The sequence below is a fragment of the Paenibacillus sp. LX16 genome, from assembly GCF_036252815.1.
GTDB lineage: Bacteria > Bacillota > Bacilli > Paenibacillales > Paenibacillaceae > Paenibacillus > Paenibacillus polymyxa_B.
In genome coordinates this window covers 3,105,609-3,131,463 of the sequence record NZ_CP141152.1, presented here as the reverse complement: position 1 = coordinate 3,131,463, position 25,855 = coordinate 3,105,609, and the positions used below count along the sequence as shown (strand labels likewise).

The window sequence follows — 25,855 nt, the reverse complement described above, 5'->3', positions numbered from 1 at the left end:
TCGTGATAGCTACATACTATTCAACAGTAAGGGTGAACAATAGTTATGAAATTATCAGAATCATCGGATGGTCCCGCTCAAAGTAAACATAACCAGTCGCCGACTCAATTCCACTCGCGACCTTGGGCGGCTACGCTTATCCTGACAGTGGGGCTTGGACTTTTAGCGTTCGGCATCGCGCTATCCCTATCTTTTGGTGCAGCCTCTATTAGGCTAGAAGAGGTATGGAACGCCGTTTTCCATTTTAAACCGGAGTTACAAAACCATCAAATTATTTGGGAAATCCGTCTACCTCGAATTCTGGGTGGAGTTTTAATCGGTGTTTGCTTTGCCGTTGCAGGTGCAATTATGCAAGGAATGACTCGAAATCCGCTTGCTGACTCGGGCTTGCTTGGACTGAACTCGGGAGCCAGCTTGGCGATGGCGATTTGCTTCGCCCTTTTTCCTGGCTCTTCCTTTTTACAGTTAATGTTGTATTCCTTTGTTGGTGCAGCTCTGGCTGTTGTGATGGTATATGGTACAAGCTCCATATCCAAATCAGGTCTTACGCCAGTTCGTCTTGTATTGGCCGGTGCAGCTGTCACGGCATTGCTGTCTGCCTTAGGAGATGCGATCAGTTTGTACTTTAATGTTGGACAGGATTTGGCCTTTTGGTATGCCGGAGGGCTTAGTGGAACCAAGTGGGTTCAGCTTGGTATAGTTTTGCCTTGGGTTGTGGCAGCTTTTATCGGCGCTCTCATGTTGTCGCGCTCCATTACGCTACTTAGTCTGGGAGACGAAATTGCATTGAGTCTTGGTCAGCGAACTGGGGTGGTAAAGGTAGTCGGAATGATTCTTGTTCTGATTCTGGCTGGTGCAGCGGTGTCGTTGGTTGGTTCTATAGGTTTCGTGGGATTGATTATTCCCCATATAACCCGCAAGCTGGTTGGCGTCGATTATCGCTGGATTATTCCATGCTCGGCCATTATGGGAGCTTTACTGATTGTGTTTGCCGATCTGGCAGCCCGTATGATTAACGCACCTGAGGAAACACCGGTGGGTGTACTTATTGCCTTAATTGGGGTTCCGTTCTTCCTTTATCTGGCACGTAAAGAAAGGAGGGCACTGTAAGATGAATAACGTTACGAATGGGGCTATTGCCAAAGCTAGTCATCGTAAAAAAATCCATGATTGGATGGTTGTGGTCATTCTGCTCGTATTGCTCATTGCTGCGTTCACCATAAGTGCGAATACGGGAACCATCCGGCTTTCGCCAATGGAGCTATTTAGAACCTTGTTTGGACAAGGGACTCCACAGCAGGAATTAATCCTATTTGAATTCCGGTTGCCACGAATGGTTATTTCCCTTCTAATCGGTGCGGGTCTCGCTGTTTCTGGCTGCATCATGCAGGGGGTTTCGCGTAACGGTCTAGCGGACCCTGGTATTCTGGGGATTAATGCGGGCGCCGGGCTGATGGTCATGCTGTTTGTATTGCTTTTTCCATCAATGCAAACTACGAATTCATTGTTTTTACTTCCCGCTCTTGCGCTGATTGGATCAGGAGCAGCTGCTATTCTGATCTACGCGCTTTCTTACAAGAAAGGCGAAGGAATTTCCCCAACAAGGCTACTGCTGAGCGGGATTGGTGTAGCGGCGGGTATCAGTGCTGCGATGATCATTATGACTCTTAAGCTGACACCTGAAAGCTACACGTTTGTAGCTAACTGGTTAGCAGGAAGCATCTGGGGCTCAAACTGGAAATTCGTAATGGCTCTGTTGCCTTGGCTGATTGTATTGCTTCCTTTTGCATACTACAAAGCAAATGTGATGAATGTGCTTAATTTGGGGGATCAGACGGCATCGGGGTTGGGTACACCTATCGAAAAGGAACGTATTCTCCTTCTGGCTGCTGCGGTAGGACTGGCCAGTTCTAGTGTTTCGGTTAGTGGCGGTATCGGCTTTGTCGGTTTGGTGGCTCCGCATTTGGCGAGAAAGCTGGTGGGTCCGAAGCATAAAATGCTGCTGGTAACCTGTGCTTTAGTCGGAGCACTCCTGGTACTTGTAGCGGATACGATCACACGATCTTTACCTTTACAGAAAGAAATTCCGACAGGTTTGATTGTAGCCATCCTTGGTGCGCCATACTTCTTATATCTGCTGAGTCGCTCCAAAGGGTAACATCACGAAAGAATACCACCTGTCAATTAAAGGCTACACACAACAAATAACCTTCAACACCACTAAGGAGAAGTGGGGCTGAAGGTTATTTGTTTCATTTGATTTAGCTGCCTTTCATCTCAACGGGAAGTATTCAAGGCATGAGAGGTTTGATGCAGTTCTCTGATCATTTTATGCAACGTGTAATTTTCCTGACGTGTCACGCCGTGTTGATTTTCCTGAACCAGCAACTGATGGATGTTTCGTTTTAGAATTTCACTTCGACGTTCCAGCATTTCGGTACTCATAAATAAATGAACACTCCCTTTGTCATGAATAAACCTACATTTTTGAAATGAGCATAGGCCGAATATAAGGTTGCCTTTCGACTTCTTTAAGTATATCGTGCTGGATGATCAAGGGAAAACGGAGCGAGACTGCAAATTACTTTTTCTCATCATCCATGCCGTGTCGACAGCGACTCACCCCATGAGTTCTTAGATATACTTCTTTATGCTGGAGATAACAGGGGTTTAGGGACAATTAGCTTGATGTAAAATTTAACTGAAGGCTGCTTTTTTGATATACACGGATTAATCGCATCCATGCGTTTAAAATATTTGTCCGCAAGGAGCGTCTAAAACGAGTCCCTTATTGTCCCGGGAGAAATATTTCTTGAGTGTGATTAACCAGTTAGAACAACATCAAGTTAAGAGAGGAAGTGTGGAGCAGCGACTGCAAGAGCTTATATTGGGTATTGCTCATTCCGTTGAGAACAAGCAAGGGCTAACCAGCGAGTTAATACAAAGGATCAATCGTGTATTCGAAGAAAATCAATCTGTGCGCCTAAAAGTAGCTTTGTTTCAGAAGATCAGCACATTCTGTAGTTCTAAATGTCGGAGTCGTTACAACTACCTAATGAAAGAAAAGAATAAGAGAGGCTATAACATTTTGGAAGTGGGGAGATACAATAATGATTATTTAAAAATCGGATGAAGAAATTGAGATCATGAGGGGAGCTGGCCGAATTACGACTATTCTACCAGTCCGCACCACTTGCCTTTGAGACTGAACTTTTCAAGTCGTGTGTTGTACGCTGTAGACGTATACTGGAAGCCATGATCCGAATGAAGCACGGCTCCAGATACGTCTATTTTGTATGCATTCATAATACCAATTTCTTTATACCCCGGACCGAAAAGATCCGGAGTGGTGGAGAAATAGCTGCTTTATCATCATTATTTGTATTGTGGATATACCGGCTGAACGGCTACCTGCTCAGGATCATGACCGAAGAACAACAGATTCGGCTTAACCTTCTGCACAATCTGCTGAATGCGGGCGATTGACTGGCGTGCCTGTTCACGGTTAAAGCCGTCAAATGGCACGTCGTTTGCGTAATTCTCCTGCGTGTAGGCAACATCAATCGTCAGCATGACCGGACCCGATTCCTTTGTTGTGACCAGCGCGGACTGATGACCCGGCGAATGACCCGGAGTATAGAACAGTTGCAAACCTGGAACCAGCTCATGATCCCCTTGAAGCAGTCGGTAATTCAAGTCCGCCTGCACGCATTCCGGTGGCGCATACTCCAGATTACCGATCGCAGCGTCTGCTTCGGTCTGCTGCACATAAATCGGTGTATTCGGAAAATGCGGATTGCCTCCGGCATGATCCATATGCATATGAGAGATTACGATGGCATGGATATCGTCCGGTTGATAGCCGATCCGATCCAGTACAGCCACGATACTATCATCGGCTGACATATGGGGAATGAAGCGCCCTTCAAACGGTGTACTTTTAAAATAATTTGGATTGTCGATAAACGAATCCGGCATACCAGTATCAATGAGAATCGGACCGTGATCTGTCTCCAGCAGATACGACCAGATTTGCAGGCGCACCAGTTCACCGGGCTGTGCATGATGGTTGAGTGAGGAGCGATCAATATCAAGCTGCCCGATCGGTAACCAGTACAATTTGTTAATCATACAATTATCCTCCAATCTTAGTTTACATAATAATTATTATGTAGTTATTAACCAGGGTTTCGGCTGACAGAAAGTGATGTTTGTATTTTCGTTTGTAAGATCTGGGTGCTGGAGACTCATGCTGTCGTTGCAATCTCACTCTTTCGAAAATTAATTTTTAATAGTTTAAATGATAAGGCATGTAGGCGTCCAGCAGAAATTTGCCGTCAGGCAGGCCAGTTCATGCTTTTCCTGTGAACAAGACTGTTTCTACGCTTTGCTCGAAATTTGACCAGAAGCTGGATCACACGGTCATCATCTCGAAAATCGGTGAAATTCTTGGTGATCCACTGCTGCTAGTGGGGGAAAATTACAATCAGCTAGCAGGCTATCATATGGAGATGGTGCACGCGCCGAAAGGTGATCCGGATAGCAAGCTGGAAACTGCACATGATATTCATGTTTTGGCCACTATGGCGATTTTGACTGCTACCGATCGAGAGCAGCGTCCCCAGCTTGCGGATGAAGTAGAGAAGTGGTGCCGCATGCAAGACTATTGGCTATTTAGTTTTGTTTTAGATATGAATGAATTACATTAGGTGAACTTTTCTTGAGCGTGTTTTAATTTGTCTACATTGCTGGATTAATCCTCTCTGACCCTATGCCACCCAGTTAAGTGCTTTGAAATGTCTGCTTGAAGGCGATACCAGGCTGGACAAGAGGGGAGCGTTTTATTTATACTTAAAAAGCGCTCAAAAAACAGCGTATAATATAAATTATACGCTGTTTAGGTTTAAAACGACTTTTAGAATCCCTCTTGCAGAAGATGTCGATTGGATTGTCGATAAAAATCAGACGAAAATGATCATTTTACAGTATATTTCGGAATATGAACTGAATTGGAGGCGAGCGAGATGAAAAAAGAGATGCGACATGTGGAGCTCGATACAGCTGAAGAAATTGATGAAATATATACTGAGGAGCTGGAAGCTTTTTTGATCTGGATGAAGGATGCGGGATATACGATACATACGCAAAAAAATTATATGGGGGATGTGAAACAGTTTTTACGCACGGTGCGTGAAAAACCACTCGATCAGGTGAAGAAGATTCATGTTATGTCGTATTTGTCTAAAGCGCGGGAGGGGGGCGCCGGAGATAGTACGCGGAACCGGAAGCATGCAGCGGTGAACAGTTTTTTTAAAGCGCTACAGGAATTTGAATTATGCAGCACAAATCCGGCAGCGGGAATTAAAAAAGCAAAGACTGAAAAGAATCGTATGCCCGTCTATCTGGATGAAAAGGATATTCATCCGTTTTTGCTCGCGGTGGAGGGGAAATATGCAAATCGTAATATGGCTATTTTTCTGCTGATGGTCTACATGGGATTGCGGGTGGGGGAGGTTCATTCATTGAATGTCTCGGATTACAGCCGAGAAAGACGTACCTTAGATGTGTTCGGTAAAGGACGTAAGTGGCGTACTCTCCCGGTACCGGAAGCCGTGTGTGATTTTGTAGAGCATGCGTTGGAGGAAAGATTGACGCCGTGGAGAGGTAAAGAGGATGCGATGTTCGTATCCCAAAAAGGCCGCCGTCTGGCAGTGCGCACCATTCAACAGATCGCTACAGAAACGTTCGAACGATTCCAGCAAGATAAGAGTATGGAACGCCGGGCGGCTTATTCCAGCCATAAGCTGAGACATACATTTGCGACAATGCTATTACGTAAGGGAGCAGATCTGCGTACCGTACAGGAGCTACTGGGGCATTCATCCATTCAGACAACCACAGTATATACACATGTCACTGATAGGGAAAAAGAAAAAGCAATGGATAAGCTGGATATTCAGATACCAATATCAGGATTGTAAGTATAGCATGAAAGTTGAGATTAAATGAAAATGAGTTTACATAATAATCATTATGTAAACTCATTGAGTGGAATTACATCCTGACTTGAAAATCACATCAATGGCTTTAGGTCATTACGATCATGAACGTAGTATTCTTTTTCATAGCGTTAATCTTGTTTTGAATAATTTGCTCCAAATGATGCCGCAAATGCTGAATATAATCGTCAACTAGCCACTGTAATGTTTCGGTGGAGTGGTCATCTTTTTGAAATCTTTTCTTGGAATCGAATGATGTACATGAGTTTAACACATTTATGATTTGCTTATTCAATAGTTTCCATAGATGTATGACATCCACGTAAGAGAACACTTCCTGATACTGATTAGCTGCCACCCATTCATTTTGCGCATACGATTCAATTTTGATAGGGGATGTTGAATGCTTAATCATGATAAATCTTCGATGATTATTAGAAGCGGAGTCGCACAGATGTCCTAGTATTTCTTTTTTGGACCAGTTCTTCAACAGCATTCTTCAATAGACTAGCCTCCTTATTTTAGCGATCGTCTTATGATTAGCATTAGAATAATTCAGAATAAGCTGGAAAGCAATGGTGAATTAGAGGTTAGTATGATTTTGCCTTGACATAGGTAATATTTTGCTGCAAAATTAGTAAAACCACTTTATAAACATGTTTTATAAAGTGGTTTTATGATTTTATAAAAAGAAGGTGCTATGTATGGAAAAAGCTAATACAAATTTAATTAAAGAAATTAATCTGAACCTGGTTCGCAAAGTATTGAAACAGATCAGTAAGTCAACAAAACCCCAACTAGCCGCATTGACTGATTTAAGTGTGGTAACTATCAATAGCCTTATGCAGGAATTGCTTAATAATGGTGAGATCTTTGAAGATGAAATCGTCCCTTCTAACGGAGGCAGGCATGCGTTAACCTATCGTTTTAATTATGAGTATAGTCTAGCACTGATTATACATATTAATGAAAAACAAGGGACAGATGTAGTGTGTACTACGGTAGTTAATTTAAATGAGGACGTTCTGATGAAAGAAGAGCATCCCTTTCAAATTTTTAATGCTACGCAATTTTATTCCACGATTCAAGATATCATTTCTCTCTATCCTTCCATTAAAGTTATTGGTATAGGAATCCCGGGGCAATCTGTAAATGGAGAAATTACAGTCAGCAGTCATGAAAGATTAAATGGAATTCGGTTGACAGAGGATGTGCAAAGCAAATTTGGTTTGCCGGTTATTGTAGAGAATGACGTAAATGCCGCTGTATGTGGATACGTCTATAGAGAACAAATAGATGAAGATGAATGTGTGCTGGCTATTTATTTTCCAGAGAATTCTCCCCCAGGGATGGGAATTTATTTGCGAAATGGGGTTTTAAAAGGAAAACATGGATTGGCTGGTGAAATCAAATTCCTTCCGTCGATAGTTTGGGATGAAAGCAAGGGAACGGAAGTTTTCTTCAATAGTATATGTGAAATTATTCAAATATTACAATCTGTATTTGATCCTGACCGAATTGTGGTCTATAGAGAGAATATGGAAGAAATATCTTTCTTTCATTTTTTAGAATCCTACAAATCTAAGCATAAGATGCCTTTGTATCCTGACGTCATTCTCTCAGATTTATTTTATGAAGATTTTAAAACAGGGTTGAGAGGGTTAACTCTAAAAGAATTGGAACGTCCGATCATTGTCTTTAAATAATGTAAATATGTGTAGTGAGAGAGGAGGAGAGAAATGATGGCAACGTGGTTTCTAATTATTATTTACCTTTCGTTTATTAGCTTGGGGATCCCAGATTCCCTGCTGGGGTCAGCTTGGCCCGTCATGTGGCCTGAACTTGGAGCTTCTTTTGGGTCAGCTGGAATTGTATCCATGGTCGTTGCAGGGGGAACCATTGTATCAAGTCTAGTTAGCGGAAGTATTATTGAAAGAATAGGTACAGGCAAGATTACTTTAGCGAGCTGTTTTTTAACTGCGGGAGCGCTACTCGGTTTTTCATTTGCACCTTCTTTGTTTTGGCTAGTATTATTAGCAATTCCTCTTGGCCTTGGCGGGGGAGCTGTTGATGCGGCGCTCAATCAATACGTGGCTACTCATTATAAGGCACATCATATGAGTTGGCTGCATTGTTTTTGGGGGGTTGGGGCAACGATGGGGCCGATTATTATGTCTTTCTACATTTCAAATTACAACTCATGGAGAAGTGGCTATACAGCCGTATCCATGATCCAGTTGAGTCTTGTTATTATTTTGCTCATTACACTACCATTATGGAAATGTGTTGCCGCGATACAAAATTCCATAACCGAAATCCAATCAGACTGCTCACAGATAGAACACAATACTGTACAAGTTAAGAACATACCCAAACAAAAGCTAATTCGAATGAAAGGAGTTAAGAACACGCTTATTGCTTTTTTGTTATACTGTGGTGTGGAAGCCATGGTGGGCTTATGGGGAGCAAGCTATTTGGTAGGGGCCAGAAACATTGCAGCTGAAACTGCAGCTGGCTGGATATCCTTATACTACGGTGGAATTACGGTAGGCAGGCTCATTACGGGGTTCATAACATTAAAAATAAATAATCGTATATTAATTCTGGCTGGTCAACTTACTGCAATTACAGGAGGACTTATTTTGTTGCTTCCTTTGCAGGTCACCTTTTTGTTACCCGGGTTTATTCTTATGGGGTTAGGACTTGCACCGATTTACCCTGGACTTCTTCATGAAACGCCAACTCGGTTTGGTAAAGAGAATTCTTCTAAACTCATGGGATATCAAATGGCAGTTGCTTATACAGGAACAACATTACTCCCTCCCATTTTTGGAGTTATAGCTTCTCAGGCAAGTATTCATTTTTTTCCAATTGCAGTCATTGTTTTCCTTCTTTTTATGCTGTTCAGTTCAGAACAAGTGAATCGTACATTGAAAAAGAGAATTTTGAAGGGTTAAAAGAAATTATCACTTGACCTGAAACGCGTTTCATCAGCTAAAGTAAACGTGTAACCTAAAAGAGAAAGCGAGGACACTCTATGATCTCACTGATTTTACTTTGCTCAGTTATATGGGTTGGTACTTATTGGTGCTTAGCATTATCTGGGCAGCCTAAGGAAGTAAAACCTTACTGCTCCATCGATGATTTTTTTGAATAACTTTGTATGTCCACTTAATAAAGATGCTTTTTTTACTCTCTTTATTAATGTGTTTAATTAAATGGTTTAATAAGTGTACAGGATATGCAATGCACCTATTAAAAGGGATCAAGTTCTGGCACTAAGTTGGATTTACGGAAATAAGGAGGTGTGACTGTGTGGGCGATAGAAGGTATCTCATGTATCATAATTTTTATCATTATGTACTTCGTGATCAGTAGTTTAGCTCATTCTCCTCATGTACAAAAGCTTGCAGCACGAATGTTTGAAGATTTTAATAGAGATTTTGATGTTGATCCATGGAAAGAAAATAAAAAGCTGTAAATTAAACTCGACTAATAAAGAGCTTATATATTAAGGGAGGATTCATATATGTTTAAAATGGTGATAAGTGATCTGGATGGTACTTTTCTAAATAATAGTGGCACTTTTGATGTCGAATTATTTAATCAGGTGTATGGAGAAATGCAAGAAAATAATATTTCCTTTGTAGCCTGTACAGGTAAACAATGTGAACGAGTAGAAGAATTGTTTGGCGAGCTCGGAAAAGGGATCTGGATCTTAGGGGACAGTGCTACGCGGATTAAAAAGGATGGAGTCGTCGTCAAAGAGTTTACGATTGAACACAATTTAGCATTACAAGCGATAAGAGATATCGAAAGTTTCTCCAATGATTTTATTATCATAGCATGTACAACGGAAGCAGCATTTGTTCATTCTCATATTCAAGACGAATACTATAAAATTGTGAAAGGCTCGTATAAAGAAGTGATTAAGATTGATTCATTTGATCAAATCAACAGTAGCTTTCTTAAAATAACTATATATGACCCAGCTGGAAGAAGTCCCTTATTAAGAAAACATGTTGAAAAGACTCTAATGGGTCAAATTTATATCGTTGATTCTGAAGCAAATTGGCTGGATATTACAGCACTTCATACCCATAAAGGGGAGACGGTAAGAAAACTCCAAGAGATATTGGGGGTTACTGAGGATGAGACCATGTCTTTTGGAGATGGTGAAAATGATGTGGAACTTATGAGTATAGCAAAATATAGTTTTGCTATGAAAAACGCATGTGAGAACACAAAAAATGCAGCCAGCTTTATTACTAAATCCAATGAAGAAAACGGTGTTTTATTAACGATAAAAAAAATGATGGATTTACAAAAGTAATAATGTTAATTATCGTAATGGAGAGAAGACCCCAAATTGCCTCATGAAAGGACTATACGTAGCATGAAAAATAAAATACTGGTTTTTGATATTGGTGGCTCTTTTATTAAATTTAGTTTGTATTTTCAAGGTGAGTTTATGTGCAAGGGGAAAGTTAAAACTCCATTGGACTCACTTGAGAATCTACTTGTAGCTTTGAAGCAAATTCATAATCAGTTTATAGATGAATGTGAAGGTATAGCCATCAGCATGCCAGGTATTGTGAATTCGGAAAGCGGTCACATGGTGCATGGCGGTTCATTAAGATATATTAATGATATAAATATGCTTGATGTTTTTAGGAAAGCGTTTCAGAAGCCTATAGCGATTGAAAATGATGGAAAGTGTGCTGCTCTTGGAGAAGCATGGCGTGGTTCATTACAAGGGATTACCGATGGTGTCGTTCTGGTCGTTGGAACCGGGATGGGCGGTGGAATCATCTCTCAAGGAAAATTGCTGAAGGGGCATCATTTATCAGCTGGGGAGTTCTCCTTCATTAGAACGAACAACGAAAATGCAGACAATGATGATTATCTGCTTGGTATGCAGGGGAGTAGTTTTGTTTTAACTAAAACCGTTGCGAAAGCCAAAGACCTTCCTGCAGCTTCTATGACAGGTGAAAAGATATTCAAGTTCATTGAAGAAGGTGATGACACGGTCCAGACAATTTTCCGAGAATACTGTAAGAACATCGCAACACAAATCATTAATTTGCAATCCATACTTGATCCTGAAAAGTTTGTAATTGGGGGAGGCATATCTGAAAATCCTTTACTGGTTATTACCATTAGAGAAGAGCTAGAAAAGCTTTATAAGGATTCTATCTATAATTTTGTGCGTGCAGATATTGAACAAAGTAGATTAGGCAATGAAGCCAATTTGCAAGGTGCTATATATAATTACAAACAAACCTATCATCTTGAACGATAACAAAAGTTATATTCCGTTGAGTGCGGGATTGAGTAATTCAAACAAATAATATACCTATAAAAGAGCGTGCCTTAACTTTGGACACGCCTTTTTTTGCATTACAGACGTTTGATATAGAAGCTTTATGTAATGAAGCTGGATTGAAGGTTAGAAGCCGACTTTTAAATGAACTTTCGATGTCTGGTTTATCTTGTCCTGTCTAGTAAGAAATCATTAAGTTTACATAATATATATTATGTTATTTATCGAGATGAAATCTGCAAGTGGATCACTCTTATCAAGTATCCACTTGCAGATTTAAGCTTCACTGACAATATAAAATAGCTTACTTTTCAGTTGAGAATATACGCATGCGTTTATATTTCGTTTTCCGGGGGAGATTCAATCATCAGTCCTTCGACATGCTTACGTCCCAGCAGTTTTCGTTTTTTGCGGTTTTCCTTGGTTTCTAAAACAATATCCAGATCATAATCTTCAGGATACAACTCAGTAGCAGCGATGTGAAGGACGAGCCTCTTTTTGTTAATGTTCAGCTTCTGTCCTTGGATCAAAATCCCGACATTACCCCGTTCATCCTCGATTTTGTATACAATTCCAGTTCGATCCAGATAGCCTACATAAACACTATCACCAAGGGCAAATGGCTTTGTTTTAAGAGGAATTTCTTGTTTCCCCCGTTTTGTGACTGTACCGTCTAAAGCTGCTTTTTTAGAGAGAGGCTTATTTGCATTATCAGATTTTTCATCATCTACAGAAGGGGGAATAACAAACGATTCCTGTGTATTCCGAGACGCTCTGCCTGCAGAAATAGCCTCAGAACGCTCGATAATACGTGTCCACATGCCCAGCTTCAAAGCAATTGCATATGCATAGCTTTCTCCAGCCTCTCCAATACGAAGGCGATACAAAGGTTGCAGTGTTTCGGTATCAAACTCCATACGAGCATTCTGAAATCCCGATGTGTTTTCAGCAAAATGCTTAATTTCGCTAAAGTGCGTTGTAGCCACTACTGTCGCTCGGCGGCGATGGAATTCTTCTAGCAACGCGATAGAGAGGCCTACTCCTTCTCCTGGATCGGTGCCGGATGCCATTTCATCAATCAGAATCAGAGTAGAGTTGCCTGTTGTTTCTAAAATGCTAATCATGTTGCGGATGTGTGCAGAAAAGGTGCTCAAAGCATGTTCAATGCTTTGTCCATCCCCGATATCTACCACAATTTCCTCGAATACAGCCATTCGGCTGCCATGCAAAACAGGTACCAGTAGCCCAGATTGCACCATTAGTGTTAATAGACCGACGCTTTTAAGGGCCATCGTTTTTCCGCCTGTGTTCGGTCCAGTGATGATGAGTGAGGAATATCCTTCACCAATTGAGAAATCAAGCGGCACCATGGCATTGGACATCAACGGGTGACGTGCACCTTGGATGTCTATAATCCCGTCAAGGTTAAGTTCGACAGGGACAGCATCCAGAGTCATGGCGTATTTGGCTTTTGCCAATAAAAAATCCAGTACACCTACAGTCTCTGTATTGATGCTTAATTCCCGGTTGTATGACTCAGCCATTGCTGTCAGGTCTCCCAGCACTTTCATTTCTTCTTTAGATTCTTCTGCCATGTTCGCGCTCTGATCGAATTGCAGATTCGTGATTTCGGCAGGTTCAACGTAAACCGTCTGACCACTTCCCGATTCATCCAGTACATTGCCTTTCACTTGTTTACGGAATTCTTTTTTGATTGGAAGCACGTAACGGCCATTGCGCTGACTAATCATATTTTCCTGCATAATGGATCGGTGACGGCTGGTGAGAGAGTCAAGTTTTCTCTTGATACGTTCTTCAGTAACCGCAATTTTTTTGCGAATTTTAGCTAGTTCTTTACTGGCGATATCCGTCACACGTCCCGAATGAATACATCTTTCGATTTCGGATAAAAGTGGCTCCATGCTATACATGGAAGATGCATAAGCGCTGACGGTTGGAGCAGCGTCCGCCTTGGAATGCATATATTTTATGAGTTGAATGCAGCTTCGAATGAATTGAGCCATATGAGAAAAATCACGCTCACTGAACATATACCCGGTTCCGAGCAGTTGAAGAATGTGCTCCATTCCTTCCAACGAAGGAACAGGGACGCTTGCTCCGTGGCGAATGATCTGTAACGCTTCGTTGGTTTCGTCAAGACGAATTTTAATGGTACGGAGATCAGTAATTGGCCGCATGGAAGCAGCGTGACGCTTACCTAGGTAAGAAAAAGCACATTCGGAAACTCTTGTTTTAATTTGATCATATTCCAAACGCAGTATTGTAGTTTCGTTCATGAATAAATCTCTCCTTTAGTTGTGTAGTGTCAGGATTTTTTAGAAACCTTGCTATTAAAATAAAAAAGGGCGGAGAATGAACAAAACGTTCATTCTCCGCCCTTAAGGAAAGAGGGGATTTATCATCAAATAAGCCTGTTATACAGCTTTTGTAGTTCCGAGTGCCGTATTTCCAATTCATTCACGCAACAGCTCTTTGCTAAGCTATTTGGATCGAATGGAAGACGTTTAAAGGGAGTTACAAAATCTGAAAACAAAAAAACCGCGCTGAACACAGCACGGAATAAGGCCTGGATGAAGATAATCCCGAAGGCGATTTATGATATCCGCATGTTCTTAACTAATATCAGGATAACAACACAGCAACAAACAAACCTGTACCCAAAGGGTTCAAGCGCCTGGTGTTACTCCCTGAATATGCAATTGCTTAGTTAAGAACGTTCACCGACATCAAAATCTCTCCCTTAATTGAAGATATAACCATACTATACGATCAGACAGGCATTGAAGTCAAGGCCGACTTCTTTAATTTGGTACAGTGATGATTATTAAGTTAACATAATATAAATTATGTTAACTTAGGTCGACATGATGAGCTGTTGGATGATAACGGCCTGTATGCACGATTGTGGAAAAGACAGAAAAGACAGCATGGAGGAAGAGAGAGTCATTTCCGTATGAAATCATGATACAAACATTAAGAAACTGCCCCTAGAGGATGCCATATCATATCTCCAGGGGCGGTTTCTTGTGCTGTTATTCAGAATCATCGGCTATGACAGCTTGTACGGGCTGCCTGTCACGAAGCAATGGTAACAATAGCATCGCTCCGACCAAAAACAAGCCGGCGCTCACGGTATATACGGTGTTCAGGGAGGATTCGTGTTTGAGTGTTCCGCCGATACTCATACCGACGACCATCATCCCGGAGAACAGGGGAGAGAGGGCACCACCGACGCGGCCGATAAAAGCAGCTTCGGCATTTTTCATCATCATCGTGTTGATACCGATATGAATGCAAGGATAAAATAGGCCGCTGAAAACTTGTAGTGCCATTGTCAGCACAATATTATGCGACCATCCGACTCCAAAGGTTGTCAGTGTGCTGACCAAAAGTCCGGCCACCAGCAGCAATTGCGGCTGTACTTTTTTGGCAACCCCCATAATCAGGCCACCTCCCACCAGCATAGCCGCTCCGTTCGCCATTAACGGCCATTGCAGAAATTCCTTGTTTTGTCCAAGGTTCTCGATGGCGACAAAAACCATTAATGGTTGAATAAGTCCAACCGCCAGCCCAAGTACGGTAAATGTTCCCCCAAGCGTGCGAAGTGTGCGGTTATTCCATACATAACGTATTCCTTCTTTAAGCTCTTGAATGAAATGAGGTGGTTGATCATCTATTTCAAGTGCTTGTTCATCTTGTGGAATACGAGTCAGGACAAGCGCCGAGATGAGAAACAATATTCCGGTTATAGACATTGAAATGAAAATTCCAAAGTGTTGATAAATAAATGTACCGATAACAGGGCCGATAACCATAAATAATGCCATGAGAGATTGAAAAAGGGCCATCACTCCCTGTAGCTGTTCTGGTGCTACATGCTGCTTAAATATCTTCATCGCAGACGGCTGAGAAAATTGAGATAGAATGGCCGAAAAGAAAGTGGACAGCAAAAGCACCTGCCATGACCCGTACCATAATGCCAACAAGACAATAAAAATAGAGGCCGCGGATAGCAAATCGCAACTAATCATGGTCCGTTTGGGCCGCCAACGGTCCGCGAATGTTCCTCCAATGATAGCGAACAGAAAAATAGGCATAAATTCAGCAACCGAAATGAGCGATACGTATACGGGATCATTATGAGTCAAATCTGTTACATACAACAGTATGGCAAAGTTGCGCACCCAAATGCCCAAATTTAGTAGCGCATTGGAGGCGATAATGGTCCTTATATATGGATTTTTAAACAACAACAAACTCTCCTTTCCCGTTTTCAAGGCGTACCCCTTGGAATATCGTTTTAAATAAACAAAATTTATTTTTGTCTATATAATAATAGATAATATAATAAATAAACTACTGTTTAGTCAAATATTTTTTTGGAATCATGAAGAAAGTAGAGCATGGGAAATAAAGAGGCCAATGATCCTTAAGGACGTGAATTAGAATAGTGATAAAAGTACTCACTTTAAACTTGTGAATTGGGGATGATATCTAATCAAGAAAGTATTAACATAATTAATATTATGTCAACTAAAATGTTTATCTAATGATAGGGATCTGAATCCGATGTACCTTTTAAATTCATAGTGATATAATTACGCGTACATGCCTGAAAAGGAGCGAATGGACGTAAATGAACTTTCAAGTGGATTTTTTATCTTTTTTTGTAATTCAGGTAGATGGAAAAGAAGGACAGGGTGGTAAGTCCTATAAGCATTACGCTACAATGGACGACTACGATTATGACGAAAGCGATGTTAAAAAATTTCTGGACGGGGAATTTACTCGTATTAGCAAGCGGAAGGTTGAAAAAAATCCCAGCACAGAGCAGGCACCGACCAAAATCGGCCGCTTTATCGTCGAACCAGAGCATGAATTGAGCAGTAATCCAAATTTCAATATGTTCGCCCGACTGCGGGCAGCAGAGGATAAGGAAGATTTTAAAAATGCTTGTGACGATCTGGTGCGGATGTATCTGGATACAAGCGCAGTACGCGGCGGAGCGCTGATCATTGTACAGGCTACCTTGAATACACACTCGGATGATCCGTTTATTTTTGTGCTTAAATGTGATTTTGAACCTAAAATTGCCAGAATTACTGAAAGCAGTCTGGTGAGTGAGGTCGAAATGGCTATTTCTGCCCGTAATATGAAATCTATCATGTATCCTTACATGCTTGAGGAGGGGATGAACGATGAGTGGGAGCTTAAAATTCACCAGTCTTCGCATGCCCGGTATTTTGAAGATTTTTTGAAATTCGTGACCTATGAGCAATCCATGCCCGAAATTGTTAATGAGCATGTCATGGGTTTCGTTCAGAACTATGTAGAAACCAAATGGCCAGATGCATCTAATGAGGAAAGACAGCAGGAAGAGCGCGATCTGGAATTGTGGGCGGCTAGCGAAAAACGGGATTTGCAAGGAAAATGGGAACCCCTTCAGGTCGTAGAGGCTGCACAGCATATTGTCGAGCTGAAACCAGAAATTGAAGTTCGTTTCAAACTAGATGATACGGCCGTGCGTGGGCTACTGTCCGACTTTGGCGCCAAGCTGCATATCACGAAACTTCATGATAGATACGCACTTATTATTGAAGGTGATGCCTTTACGTTTGAAAAGGGATTTTCACCGATTGAGCTGCTCCAACCTGAATCGTTTGAAACGGTGGCTGAGCGGCTTAAAGAGAAACGCCAGCATGAAAATGAGGATGTGGATGGCGATACGCCACCTTGGTAATTCGAATGCAAAGCAAGACGACAAACTGAACTTTTACATTATAATGACTAAAAAACTGGCCTCTCAACGGATATTACCGCTGTGGAGGCCAGTTTTGTTTAGCTTTTATGTTCCCAATCTACATATGAACTTTGCTAATTTGATCCTTCAGCTTGTCCGCAGATTGAAGCAACCTGGCACGTTCCTCGTCATTGAGCGGAAGATCCAAAATTTCACGTACCCCATTGTGATCTACGATACTTGGAACACCTAAATAGACGTCAGATACTCCGTTATAATCTTCCAGCAAGGTGGACACATTAAGTACCGACCCCTCGTCTCCGAGAATGGCGGCTACAATTCGGTCGAGAGCCAGCCCGATAGCATAAGAAGTTGCGCCTTTAGCATCTATAATTTCATAGGCAGCATTTTTGGTATTTTCAAAAATTTCATTTTTCGTTTCTTCACCCAGTTCCAGGGGAGTTCCAGCTACGTTGGCTGTGCTCCATACAGGTAACTCGGAGTCGCCGTGTTCTCCAATAATATGGGCATGGATGCTTCGTGGATCGATGCCCTTTTGTTTCCCGATCAGATAGCGGAAGCGTGCGCTGTCCAGCAACGTTCCTGATCCAATGACTCTGCTTGAAGGCCAACCACTGCGTTTCCAAGAGATGTAGGAGAGAATGTCCACTGGATTGGTGGCGATCAGCAAAATGCCGTGTGTATTGACCTTGACGATATTATCAATAATACTTTCAAAAATTTCGGCATTACGCTTCAGCAAATCAATGCGCGTTTCTCCCGGCTTTTGTGAAGCGCCCGCTGTAACAATAATGATATCTGCATCACGGCAATCTTCATAATCACCCGCCCACACTTTGACACCACCGAGAAAGGGAAGCCCATGATTCATATCGAGCATTTCACCCTTCGCCTTTTTGACGTTGACATCAATAAAGACAAGTTCTGACATGCGTTGGCGCAGCAGTAGGGTATAGCCGGTTGTTGTACCAACCGCTCCCATGCCGACAATGGCCACTCTACTTCGTTTGTAAGGTTTTAAGCTCATAAAATCCTCATCTCCTTCTCGGGTTGTATACCTTTTCATTTTGGGGTATTTCTTAAAAATTTATCTTTCCAACTTAGTGTACCGCATAAATTTACCCACCGCAAAGAAATATGACATTTTTCCTTGACTTCAAAGGCGAGCTCGCTAATAATTAATCGAATGATAAGAACACGCACTAAAGCGTTGCAGCACCGATATTAACGCATGAAATTATGGAAAGAGGATTCGGCATATGGACTTATTTCGAAAAAAAACAGGACTGCTCCCGCACGAGGAAAGCGGATCTACAGGTCACTTAAAGAGAACAATGGGTGCCTTTGATCTCACCATGCTAGGTGTAGGATGTATTATCGGTACCGGGATTTTTGTTATTACAGGCAAGGCAGCAGCAGAAAATGCAGGTCCTGGATTGATGCTCTCCTTTGTTATTGCAGGTATTGCCTGCGTACTGGCAGCCTTGTGTTATGCGGAGCTTTCATCTACAGTTCCCGCAGCTGGGAGCGCTTATGCGTATAGTTATATTGTATTTGGAGAAATTTTGGCCTGGGTACTGGGTTGGGACCTAATTCTGGAATATGGAGTGGCGGCCGCCTCTGTGAGTAGTGGATGGTCTGCTTACTTTCAGGGCTTGCTAGCTGGATTTGATGTGCATTTACCGCTGGCTTTAACCGCAGCCTTCGATTCGACCAAGGGGACCATTATAGATCTACCTGCCGTGTGCATTATCATGCTCATCACACTGCTACTGAGTCTCGGAGCCAAGGAAACGGTCCGATTCAATTTAATTATGGTTTGTGTCAAAGTCGGAGTTGTATTGCTATTTATTGGAATCGGAATCTTTTATGTTAAGCCTGCCAACTGGACACCATTTTTGCCTTATGGATTTTCTGGTGTTTTGAGTGCTGCTGCAATCGTATTTTTTGCTTATTTGGGTTTCGATGCCATCTCAACTGCAGCCGAAGAGGTGCGCAATCCGCAGCGGAACATGCCCATCGGCATTATTTCTTCTCTAGCGATCTGCACGGTACTGTATATTGCCGTTTCAGTTGTACTAACGGGAATGGTACCTTATACGCAGTTGGGGGTAAGTGATCCTGTTGCGTTTGCTCTCCGCTTTATTCATCAGGATTTTGTTGCCGGATTGATTTCAGTCGGTGCGATTGCGGGGATGACCACCGTGTTACTGGTGCTGTTGTTTGGTCAAACGCGGTTAATTTTCTCCATGTCACGTGATGGTCTTTTACCCGTTTTTTTGTCTAAAGTAAATGCCAAAACTCAAACACCGATTCGAAGCACTTGGCTGGTGGGCAGTATTATCGCATTGGCTAGTGGATTGTTCCCATTACATGCACTGACCAATCTGACGAGTATTGGAACCCTGTTCGCTTTTGCTGTGGTATCGGTAGGGGTTATCGTTCTGCGCAAGAAACGCCCTGATTTGAAAAGAGGCTTTACCGTGCCGTGGGTTCCGTTGCTCCCACTTTTGAGTGCTTTGGTTTGCATCGGTCTGATGCTTCAGCTTCATATTAGCACCTGGATTGGATTCATTGTGTGGCTCCTGCTTGGATTGTTGATCTATTTCTTCTATGGATACCACAAAAGTTTGTTGAACCGTAAATCTTAATAAATTCTAGTATAAAAAACCGGCATCCTGCACTTTTGTGAAGGGTCCGGTTTTTTTTGCCATTACGCGAAAAGTGTCACATAGAGGCGTTTATGGTATAATTCTGTTTCAGATAAGCTTTTGGCACGTGATTACAGCATGCCATCGAGGGAGGATTTTTATATGAAACTGCGCTGGCGTGCGCTCTTGGGGGGAGTACTACTGCTGACGGGTATTCTACTGACTGCCTGTTCTGCTGAAGCCCCAGATACGTTAACTAAACCTCCGATTCAGGAACCTGATGACCAGGGTCAGACGATTACTATTAATCCACCAGTGACTCCTAAGGTGGGCGATCCTAACGCCAAATATGTAGTACAGACGCGAATAGCGGATTTTCATTTAATTGATAACAATAAAGGGTTAGTTTGGGGAGTTACCCATAATGAGCTCCGACTTTATGATACGCATGATGGCGGAAAGACATGGAATAATATTTCCCCCTCCGAAAACGTCCAATTTCAAGACAAGCTTGAATATGGAAAGGACATCAGTTTCACTGATTCTCGTCACGGTTGGGTTGTCCGTCAAAATTTGGACAAAACAGCAACCGTCATTCTGAGAACAGCAGATGGAGGACAGAGCTGGGATGTTTCAGCGCTTCCAAGTGGGGATCATGTGAGCTCGATTCAATATGTAAATCCAACTACTGGCTGGATCATGGCATATGTAAAACTGAATGAGCAGGATCAACAAAAACTGTTATATCACACCACTGACGGGGGAGCCACGTGGAATAAAGTTGCGCAAAGTTCTGGCATAACATCTAACAAATCTGGCTCAGGTTTACCCGATCGGGGCAGTTTGGCGGGGATGAGCTTTTCTTCCAACAAGCAGGGATTTGTAGCGATCAATCTAGATAACAGTGTTAAGTTGTACAAGACTTTGAATCAAGGGAAAACCTGGACGCCGGTAGCTAACAGAATTCAGGGCTGCCCTCAGGCCAAAGCAGAAGCCCAGCAGTCTCTGAAAGGGAGCAGTACCTCGTATTGGATTCCAGTTCTTTGCTATGGGGATAACGTCATAAAATATAACGGACTGTTTACAAACAATACAGGGACACAATGGAACGGTGTGCCTTTGGGTCTGAGTAGCAACATTAATGCTATTATCCCTGGCCGTACGTTTCTAAACGAAAAGGAAGGGTGGATCATAACCGAGACCGGAATGAGCCGTACATTGGATGGGGGGAAGACGTGGACAAGTCTCAGAGGCAACAAAGTGCTACCTTTGAAGCTAAAAGACTACCCACGATCGGTTAAGCTCCGTTTCGCTTCTTCTTCGGTGGGTTGGCTGCTTCTGGAGCGCCTTGATGACAAGAAGTCACTGCTGCTGAAAACGACGGACGGCGGTGCGAACTGGAGAATTTTATAATCGCTATAAAGGTGATTGCCCTGGGGTGTTTTTCCTAGGGCGTTTTATTTTTAAAAAATTTAAATTTTATACGACTATATGTGAAAAAAATCACAAACTAACGAATAAGCCGCTGTTATACTAAACCTGTAAACAACGATAGGAGTGATAATCATGAGAGCGAATCAGGATCATATGTTAACCCAATACTACCTTCAATTTTGTTATACTTGCCAGGATGCCTATGGTTGCACGACTGAAGAGGACTGCAAGCAGTGTGCAGAGCGTTACGCTGAAGACGAAGATCATGAAGTTCTGGATGAAACACAACGTTATCTCCAGCTTGTACATGTGTAAATCGATGCATCATTCTGATATCGCCATATCTTGAGCCTCCCGGATTATTCGTGGGGGCTCTTGGCGTTCTTAAGGGTTGCTATCAAATTTGGGCAGGAACATACATATACTGTTATAGAAAGCTTAGGTCAGGTCAGGATGCCCGGTCGTTTCCCTGTGGAATACCTGGCGGAGAGGAGTGCGGTGCATGGGTTTTGAGTCATTATGGATGTTCGATTGGCTGGGCACGGTACTGCCCGTATTTTTTGTTGTCGTGTTGGGTATTGTCGTGTTGTCTGCAGGCAGGGAAGTCATGGAATGGAGTCGGAATAAAAGACAGCCTGTATTGACGGTCGGTTCCCGAATTACAGCCAGAAGGACACATCTCCAACAGAGGCGGCAGGAGGAACAAGGGACTCGTACCTATACTTTCTATTACGTAACTTTCGAGGTGGAAAGTGGCGACCGGATGGAGTTTAAAGTATCTGGGGAAGAATATGGTCAATGCGCTGAAGGGGATGAGGGACGGCTTACTTTTCAGGGTACAAGGTATATCGGGTTTCAGCGTCTTAATCGCTATAGCTTGGAACAGGTTAAAATGTAGAATTCAGTCTAATTATTTTTGGATTCATTTACAGCCTTCTGCGAGAAGCCAGGGTAGGGGGCTGTAGATGTTTCTTGTACAGCACATTTTGGTACATATATACTAGAACAGAGCAGTTCAGAGGAGGAGGAATGATTTGTGTCATTTGAGGGACAAGTAGTTATTGTAACAGGAGCGGCGCATGGCATCGGGAAAGAGGTCGCTTTTGCCTACGCTGCTCAGGGTGCCCATGTTGTATTTGCCGACCACAATGAGGAAGAGGGTGCCGCAGCCGCTGCAGCGGCCCGGAACGAGGGCTATCAGGCCATTTTTATTCCTTGTGATGTGCGGAAGGAAGAAGATATTGTAGCGCTAATCCGTGCCACGAAAGAAGAATACGGTACGATTCATACGCTAATTAACAACGCTGGCGTGTCCAAATGGAAATCTCCATATGAGTTAACGATAGCAGAATGGGATGACATTCTGAATACAAACGTACGCAGCTGTTTTATTGCCACTAGGGAAGCGGCTAAGGTGATGAAACGAAACACAGAAGGTGGCTCTGTGGTCAATATGACCTCTACACGAGCTTTCATGTCAGAGCCGGATACAGAAGCCTACGCGGCATCCAAAGGAGCCATTGTGGCTCTTACGCACGCGATGGCCATATCGCTAGGAAAGGACGGGATTCAGGTCAATTGCATCAGTCCAGGGTGGATTGAAACCGGGGATTATGAGCAATTGCGTACAGAAGACCATCAACAGCATCCGTCTGGGCGAGTAGGAATCCCTAAGGACATCGCACGGGCCTGTCTGTATTTGACACAACCCGGCAATGATTTTGTAACTGGTACGAATCTGGTAATAGATGGTGGCATGACGCGTAAAATGATTTACGAGCCCTAGTAAAAGCCTAAATGAGTAGTCCCAATTTTGGGGCTATTTTTTTTGTTTTTCTGGACTGTCACCCATTGGGCATTTGTACCATATGATAGGGTATGTGATGGAGAAGCGAGGAGGGGACGCGTTGGCTGTAATCAAGACCAACTCAGAGGATGTAAGGACACTCGCCCGATTGATGCGGGCAGAGGCCGAAGGAGAAGGAGAGCAGGGGATGCTCATGGTTGGCAATGTCGGAGTAAATAGGATTTTGGGCAATTGTCTGGACTTTCAGGGGATTCGCCTTATGAACGATATGGTGTTTCAAAGTCCAGGCGGATTTGAAGCTACCCAAAAGGGGTACTTTTATCAAAGAGCCCGTGACCGTGACATTCGTCTTGCCCGGCGTGTCATTAATGGGGAAAAAATACGCCCGGCGTCCAATGCATTATGGTTTTTCAGACCGGCAGGAGACTGTCCGAACACCTGGTATAACCAGACCAATACCGGACGTTTTAAAGCCCATTGCTTTTTTAGCCCCACTGTACAGGATTGTCCTGCCGTCTATTAGAACGCTTCAACATGAGTTTGAATAATTTAAAACCATTTTAGGAGGAATTTACATGATTTCACAGCAAGCTTACCGTCCTGTTTCTTATCCTGCTGGTGGCGGGTATCCCGAATGGCCCAGAGGGATGAATCCGGTCGGAACTATGCAGCCCATCAGCACCTTCCCCCCTCAGGTTAACAGCGGTAGTGCGATGACACCGGCTGGTATGGTGGTACAGAGCCAGACTCCACAATTTGAGCAATCATATATTGAAAACATTTTGCGCTTGAACTTGGGTAAAACAGGTACCTTTTATATGACGTATGAAAATAACCGGGAATGGAATGCGAAAATATTCAAAGGTATTCTGGAAGCAGCGGGTCGTGACCACATTATTATCAGTGATCCGGCTACGGGCAAGCGGACGATTTTGCTGATGGTGAATCTGGACTATGCTACTTTTGATGAGCCATTGTTATACCAATATCCCGGCGTCATCGGGAACCCGGGTGCATCCCCGGTTCGCTGATGCCTTCATATATATGAGTCTACATCCTCTGCCAGACGGCAGGGGATGTATTTTGTTTATAATCTTTCTCAAATATAGTAGCTTTCTTTGTGGTAAGCGGCGAAAACGAGAGCTTTATGACCTAAATGATAGGGGAGCTGTTTTTTCTGACATTGCTTGTGGTTTGACTGTATAGAGTATAGTTATATAATTAAATATAAGCTGATGAATGATCTAATCATTTATGCGGAATATGGCTTTGGAAGCCGGAAGGAGTGAATGTGTTGGGAAGTTGACGCTGCTTATGATGTGTTATCGTTCTGTCTATGATGAAACTATCCGAAGGAGGTGCGCCTGTCTGCCGTAATGACGGCTGATGGGGAGCATATTGAGTGACCCTTTACCGAGTATGTTTAACTTATTTATTGTTTTTGCATTAGTACTATTGAATGGTTTTTTTGTATCTGCGGAATTTGCCATGGTGAAGGTCAGAGGCAGCCGTATTGAAACATTGGTGGAAGCGGGCAATAAAAAGGCCGTGTACGCCGCCAATATGTTACACAACTTGGACGCTTATTTGTCTGCCTGCCAGTTGGGTATTACACTAGCATCGTTGGGACTAGGATGGATCGGAGAGCCGGCCATCGCACATTTGATCGAACCTGTATTTACAGCCGCTGGATTAGGAGCGGTATATGTGCACGGTACTGCCGTGGTTATTGCATTTATTGTTATTACGATTCTGCATATTGTGTTGGGTGAATTGGCGCCCAAAACGATAGCTATTCGTAAATCTGAGACCATTACGCTGTATTCAGCCATGCTGATGACTTGGTTTTACAAGTTGATGTATCCATTCATATGGGCGTTAAATGGAATGGCGAACAGCCTGCTGCGTTTATTCCGTCTGGAGCCGGTATCCGAGAATGACGATTCCGCGCATACCGGAGATGAAATACGCATTCTGATGAAAGAAAGCAATAAGAGCGGACTAATTGATAATACGGAATTGGCGCTTGTTGATAATATATTTGATTTTACCGACACGACCGCCAGGGAAATCATGATTCCGCGAACTGAGATGATCTGCTTATACAGTAATGAGTCGACAGAAGAAAATCTCGCGATTGCGACGGAAAGCATGAGAACCCGTTATCCAATCTGCGCCGAAGATAAGGACCATATTATCGGCTTTATCCATATTAAGGACCTTCTACGGGCGAACACACTGGATACCCGTACGATGATTCGACCGATTCTTGCTGTCCCGGAATCTACGCAAATTAGTGATCTGCTCAAACGCATGCAGCGCAGCAAGACGCAAATCGCAATTTTGATCGATGAATATGGCGGTACATCGGGTATGGTGACACTGGAAGATATTATGGAAGAAATCGTTGGTGAAATTCAGGATGAGTTCGATCAGGAACGTCCGAGTTGTGAGCAGATTAATGACGAGGAATTTTCCATTGACGGCATGTTATTAATTGATGAAGTGAACGATCGCTTTGGACTGGATCTTGATCATGAGGATTATGATACGGTAGGGGGCTGGCTATACTCACATGTCGAGGTTATTCCCCCACAGCCTGGTCAGACTGTAATGTTTGAGGGATGTATGTTCACGGTAGAAGAAGTTGAAAACAAGCGGATTTCACGTATTCGGCTGATAAAACAGCCTATCGTGGTGGAAGAAGCAGGAGTCTCATAACGGAATAAACCTAGAGAGCGACCTTGAACGATGTGGGGTCGCTTTTTATTTTGTCTCCTTTACAGAATGGACATGAATTGATATGATGTTCGTATGATTGTCAACCTAATTATAATCCTTTGGGTTGACAATAAAAAA

Annotated in this window: 26 protein-coding genes; 19 read left to right on the top strand and 7 right to left on the bottom strand. The window is 42.8% G+C overall.

From position 1 onward, the window contains the following. Positions 1 to 45 precede the first annotated feature (45 nt). Positions 46 to 1,110, top strand: coding sequence for a FecCD family ABC transporter permease (locus tag T3H97_RS13645; RefSeq protein WP_103049184.1), 1,065 nt, complete (start codon positions 46 to 48; stop codon positions 1,108 to 1,110). Position 1,111: 1 nt separating this feature from the next. After that, positions 1,112 to 2,158, top strand: coding sequence for a FecCD family ABC transporter permease (locus T3H97_RS13640; protein WP_190299421.1), 1,047 nt, complete (start codon positions 1,112 to 1,114; stop codon positions 2,156 to 2,158). Positions 2,159 to 2,277: 119 nt separating this feature from the next. On the opposite strand, the gene T3H97_RS13635 is transcribed toward T3H97_RS13640, so the two are convergent. Beyond that, positions 2,278 to 2,445 carry a hypothetical protein gene (locus T3H97_RS13635; protein WP_007432475.1) on the bottom strand — a complete coding sequence of 56 codons (168 nt, stop codon included), beginning with the start codon at positions 2,443 to 2,445 and terminating at the stop codon, positions 2,278 to 2,280. A 367-nt stretch (positions 2,446 to 2,812) separates the two neighbouring features. Here T3H97_RS13635 and T3H97_RS13630 point away from each other — a divergent pair, with 367 nt between their 5' ends. Continuing rightward, positions 2,813 to 3,133, top strand: a complete 321-nt coding sequence (locus T3H97_RS13630) for a hypothetical protein (RefSeq protein ID WP_328799990.1) — start codon at positions 2,813 to 2,815, stop codon at positions 3,131 to 3,133. A gap of 38 nt (positions 3,134 to 3,171) precedes the next feature. On the opposite strand, the gene T3H97_RS13625 is transcribed toward T3H97_RS13630, so the two are convergent. Further along, positions 3,172 to 3,306: a hypothetical protein gene (locus tag T3H97_RS13625; RefSeq protein ID WP_272638135.1), complete on the bottom strand. Its 135-nt coding sequence runs from the start codon at positions 3,304 to 3,306 to the stop codon at positions 3,172 to 3,174. Positions 3,307 to 3,375: 69 nt separating this feature from the next. Next, a complete protein-coding gene (gene aiiA, locus T3H97_RS13620) occupies positions 3,376 to 4,131 on the bottom strand; it encodes a quorum-quenching N-acyl homoserine lactonase AiiA (RefSeq protein ID WP_328799988.1) in 756 nt (251 codons plus the stop codon). Between the two features lie 200 nt (positions 4,132 to 4,331). On the opposite strand from aiiA, the gene T3H97_RS13615 reads away from it, so the two are divergent. Together T3H97_RS13615 and T3H97_RS13610 are read left to right on the top strand one after the other, a co-directional pair. Next, complete coding sequence (locus T3H97_RS13615; protein WP_328799987.1) at positions 4,332 to 4,709, top strand: hypothetical protein; 378 nt, start codon at positions 4,332 to 4,334, stop codon at positions 4,707 to 4,709. Positions 4,710 to 5,024: 315 nt separating this feature from the next. Next, the gene (locus T3H97_RS13610) at positions 5,025 to 5,981 is read left to right on the top strand and encodes a tyrosine-type recombinase/integrase (RefSeq protein WP_328799986.1); all 957 of its coding nucleotides are present in this window, start codon (positions 5,025 to 5,027) and stop codon (positions 5,979 to 5,981) included. A gap of 106 nt (positions 5,982 to 6,087) precedes the next feature. Here the strand turns inward: T3H97_RS13610 and T3H97_RS13605 are convergent, their stop codons facing one another. After that, complete coding sequence (locus tag T3H97_RS13605) at positions 6,088 to 6,495, bottom strand: DinB family protein (RefSeq protein ID WP_328799985.1); 408 nt, start codon at positions 6,493 to 6,495, stop codon at positions 6,088 to 6,090. Positions 6,496 to 6,703: 208 nt separating this feature from the next. On the opposite strand from T3H97_RS13605, the gene T3H97_RS13600 reads away from it, so the two are divergent. From T3H97_RS13600 to T3H97_RS13580, 5 genes are all read left to right on the top strand, one after another. After that, complete coding sequence (locus tag T3H97_RS13600) at positions 6,704 to 7,705, top strand: ROK family protein (protein WP_328799984.1); 1,002 nt, start codon at positions 6,704 to 6,706, stop codon at positions 7,703 to 7,705. Positions 7,706 to 7,738: 33 nt separating this feature from the next. Continuing rightward, positions 7,739 to 8,956: an MFS transporter gene (locus T3H97_RS13595; RefSeq protein WP_328799983.1), complete on the top strand. Its 1,218-nt coding sequence runs from the start codon at positions 7,739 to 7,741 to the stop codon at positions 8,954 to 8,956. Between the two features lie 356 nt (positions 8,957 to 9,312). Then, the gene (locus tag T3H97_RS13590) at positions 9,313 to 9,480 is read left to right on the top strand and encodes a hypothetical protein (RefSeq protein WP_328799982.1); all 168 of its coding nucleotides are present in this window, start codon (positions 9,313 to 9,315) and stop codon (positions 9,478 to 9,480) included. 48 nt (positions 9,481 to 9,528) lie between these two features. After that, positions 9,529 to 10,332 (top strand): HAD-IIB family hydrolase, encoded by an 804-nt coding sequence (locus tag T3H97_RS13585; RefSeq protein WP_328799981.1) that lies wholly within the window; start codon positions 9,529 to 9,531, stop codon positions 10,330 to 10,332. 63 nt (positions 10,333 to 10,395) lie between these two features. Then, positions 10,396 to 11,301 carry an ROK family protein gene (locus T3H97_RS13580; protein WP_250238986.1) on the top strand — a complete coding sequence of 302 codons (906 nt, stop codon included), beginning with the start codon at positions 10,396 to 10,398 and terminating at the stop codon, positions 11,299 to 11,301. A gap of 356 nt (positions 11,302 to 11,657) precedes the next feature. On the opposite strand, the gene T3H97_RS13575 is transcribed toward T3H97_RS13580, so the two are convergent. Beyond that, entirely contained in the window at positions 11,658 to 13,619 is a 1,962-nt protein-coding gene (locus T3H97_RS13575) for an endonuclease MutS2 (RefSeq protein ID WP_328799980.1), read from the bottom strand. 756 nt (positions 13,620 to 14,375) lie between these two features. After that, the gene (locus T3H97_RS13570) at positions 14,376 to 15,593 is read right to left on the bottom strand and encodes an MFS transporter (protein ID WP_328799979.1); all 1,218 of its coding nucleotides are present in this window, start codon (positions 15,591 to 15,593) and stop codon (positions 14,376 to 14,378) included. Between the two features lie 386 nt (positions 15,594 to 15,979). Here T3H97_RS13570 and T3H97_RS13565 point away from each other — a divergent pair, with 386 nt between their 5' ends. Then, the gene (locus T3H97_RS13565; RefSeq protein ID WP_165176927.1) at positions 15,980 to 17,083 is read left to right on the top strand and encodes a DUF3900 domain-containing protein; all 1,104 of its coding nucleotides are present in this window, start codon (positions 15,980 to 15,982) and stop codon (positions 17,081 to 17,083) included. 118 nt (positions 17,084 to 17,201) lie between these two features. Here the strand turns inward: T3H97_RS13565 and T3H97_RS13560 are convergent, their stop codons facing one another. After that, a complete protein-coding gene (locus T3H97_RS13560) occupies positions 17,202 to 18,131 on the bottom strand; it encodes an L-lactate dehydrogenase (protein WP_013310450.1) in 930 nt (309 codons plus the stop codon). A gap of 232 nt (positions 18,132 to 18,363) precedes the next feature. Between T3H97_RS13560 and T3H97_RS13555 the strand changes: the two genes are divergently transcribed. The 8 genes from T3H97_RS13555 (at position 18,364) to T3H97_RS13520 (ending at position 25,717) form a co-directional block, all read left to right on the top strand. Next, positions 18,364 to 19,755 (top strand): branched-chain amino acid transporter BcaP, encoded by a 1,392-nt coding sequence (locus T3H97_RS13555; protein ID WP_250271457.1) that lies wholly within the window; start codon positions 18,364 to 18,366, stop codon positions 19,753 to 19,755. Positions 19,756 to 19,917: 162 nt separating this feature from the next. Continuing rightward, complete coding sequence (locus T3H97_RS13550) at positions 19,918 to 21,168, top strand: WD40/YVTN/BNR-like repeat-containing protein (RefSeq protein WP_328799978.1); 1,251 nt, start codon at positions 19,918 to 19,920, stop codon at positions 21,166 to 21,168. A 153-nt stretch (positions 21,169 to 21,321) separates the two neighbouring features. Continuing rightward, a complete protein-coding gene (locus tag T3H97_RS13545) occupies positions 21,322 to 21,504 on the top strand; it encodes a hypothetical protein (protein WP_025720704.1) in 183 nt (60 codons plus the stop codon). A 187-nt stretch (positions 21,505 to 21,691) separates the two neighbouring features. Continuing rightward, positions 21,692 to 22,087 carry a DUF2500 domain-containing protein gene (locus tag T3H97_RS13540; RefSeq protein ID WP_013371386.1) on the top strand — a complete coding sequence of 132 codons (396 nt, stop codon included), beginning with the start codon at positions 21,692 to 21,694 and terminating at the stop codon, positions 22,085 to 22,087. A gap of 138 nt (positions 22,088 to 22,225) precedes the next feature. Further along, positions 22,226 to 22,975, top strand: a complete 750-nt coding sequence (locus T3H97_RS13535; RefSeq protein ID WP_328799977.1) for an SDR family NAD(P)-dependent oxidoreductase — start codon at positions 22,226 to 22,228, stop codon at positions 22,973 to 22,975. A gap of 121 nt (positions 22,976 to 23,096) precedes the next feature. Next, positions 23,097 to 23,519: a cell wall hydrolase gene (locus tag T3H97_RS13530; protein ID WP_039273182.1), complete on the top strand. Its 423-nt coding sequence runs from the start codon at positions 23,097 to 23,099 to the stop codon at positions 23,517 to 23,519. Positions 23,520 to 23,571: 52 nt separating this feature from the next. After that, on the top strand, positions 23,572 to 24,027 hold the full coding sequence (gene gerQ, locus T3H97_RS13525) for a spore coat protein GerQ (RefSeq protein ID WP_103049198.1): 456 nt from the start codon (positions 23,572 to 23,574) through the stop codon (positions 24,025 to 24,027). Between the two features lie 388 nt (positions 24,028 to 24,415). Beyond that, positions 24,416 to 25,717 (top strand): hemolysin family protein, encoded by a 1,302-nt coding sequence (locus T3H97_RS13520; protein ID WP_193373352.1) that lies wholly within the window; start codon positions 24,416 to 24,418, stop codon positions 25,715 to 25,717. Positions 25,718 to 25,855 lie beyond the last annotated feature (138 nt).